At 41.6% G+C, this 1724-nt stretch carries 2 protein-coding genes; both read right to left on the bottom strand.

Translation table 11 applies throughout. The annotated features are described in order from the left end of the window. A partial coding sequence (locus V5N63_RS11825) for a Ppx/GppA phosphatase family protein (protein ID WP_332034104.1) occupies positions 1-833 on the bottom strand: 833 nt, incomplete at its 3' end. 30 nt (positions 834-863) lie between these two features. Further along, complete coding sequence (cdd, locus tag V5N63_RS11830) at positions 864-1343, bottom strand: cytidine deaminase (RefSeq protein WP_332034105.1); 480 nt, start codon at positions 1341-1343, stop codon at positions 864-866. Between the last annotated feature and the right edge of the window lie 381 nt (positions 1344-1724).

Consider the following 1724-nt stretch of genomic DNA (forward strand, 5'->3'; position numbering starts at 1 on the left):
GAAATTTTCGGCACAAATATTTTGTCGATATCACTCCACGTCATCACGTTATTGAAAATCTCCAGAGCCGGAACCACTACATCGGCGCGGTCTTCACGAATTGCATATCTGCTCATTCTTTCTGCAACGGTGAGGCCCTTCATTTCTTTGTAGCATTTTTTAAGATAGGCTGCCGACATCGGTTTTCCGTCTTTGGTCTTGCTCATCGAAAATATTTTGTTGATATTTCCTCCCGAACCAATAGCCACCACCGGTTTTTTACTGTTGATGTTTTTGCGGATTTCTTCTTTCATTTCTTTCCAGTGTTCGTCTTTCACCAGATTATTGAGCAACCGGATCGTTCCGATGTTGAAGGAATGTTCATACTTCATCGCTCCGTTTTCGTAGAACGTAAGTTCTGTAGAACCGCCGCCCACATCGATGTACAGATAGGCCGAATCTTTATCTAACCCTTCAGCCACATGATTTTCGTAAATTAAAGTCGCTTCTTCGTCTCCGGAAATAATTTCGATATCAATTCCCGAGGTTTTTTTTACCGCATCAATGATTTCCGCACCGTTTTTGGCATCCCGCATAGCACTGGTAGCACAGGCACGGTAATGTTCCACCTTATAAATCTTCATCAGATCGCTGAACACTTTCATCGAGCTGATGACCATCTCTTCCCTTTCCGCACCTATTTTGCCTTGTGTAAAAACATCAATCCCCAACCGCAGAGGAATACGGAGCAGATTAAGCTTCATGAATTCCGGCTTGCCTTTTTTGGGCTCGGTTACTTCGTTGATTAAAAGGCGGGCCGCATTACTCCCGATATCGATGGCTGCAATTCTCATCATTAATTCATTTAGAACATCATTAATTCTTTAAAGGAAGGAAGCATCAAAAGAAAACGGCAACAGATCGCGGATCGATTTGGTTTTGAAAATTTCGCCGTCCAGCGAGGCAAAATATATTTCAATACCTTCCTTCTGCTTCGCTTCATACTCCAGAATCGACTGTCTGCACGCGCCACAGGGAGGAATCGGCGTAGATGAAACTGCTTCTTTCGGCGCACCAATCACAAAAAGCTTCTTCATTTTCACATTCGGAAAATTGGCAGCAGCCCAGAAAATGGTGGTCCGTTCTGCGCAGAGTCCAGAAGGATAGGCCGCGTTTTCCTGGTTGCTTCCCGTGATAATCTCGCCATTCTCCAGTAAAATCGCACAGCCAACGTGAAAATGAGAATATTCGGCATAGGCATTTTCGCGGATTTTCTTCGCTGCTTCAAAAAGTTTTTTTTCCGTCGCATCAAGACTTTCGTAATTGCTGATGGCTTCGAAACTGATTTTAAATTCTTTTTCCATTAAAAAAAATTGGGGAGTAAAGATAACTTTTATTTTTGAATTAAATGTTCAAAGCCGCTTATTTATTGGGAAAAACTCCCACGCCACATTTGAATAAGACCACTGATTTTTAAGGAAATTTTAACGCAGAGGAGCGCCATTTTGGTTTAAAAATTGAATGCAACATTTTAAATTTTGAAAGTTTACCGGGCGGTAAACATGTTCTTCAACTGACCAAATCTCAAACATTAATAAAAAAATCAATATGGAAAAGAAAAAAACAACACCTCCGAAGAAAAAAGCGACTGGCGGACCCATGCAACTTCGCGATCTGTTTACAGACGGGATGAAAGACATTTACTATGCCGAAAATGCTTTGGTAAAAGCACTTCCGGAAATGTA

The organism is Kaistella sp., assembly GCF_032060305.1.
Taxonomy (GTDB): domain Bacteria; phylum Bacteroidota; class Bacteroidia; order Flavobacteriales; family Weeksellaceae; genus Kaistella; species Kaistella yananensis.

Excerpts from the sequence above, each read along its gene's own strand:
- cdd (WP_332034105.1), bottom strand. The coding sequence starts at position 1,343 with ATGGAAAAAGAATTTAAAATCAGTTTCGAAGCCATCAGCAATTACGAA.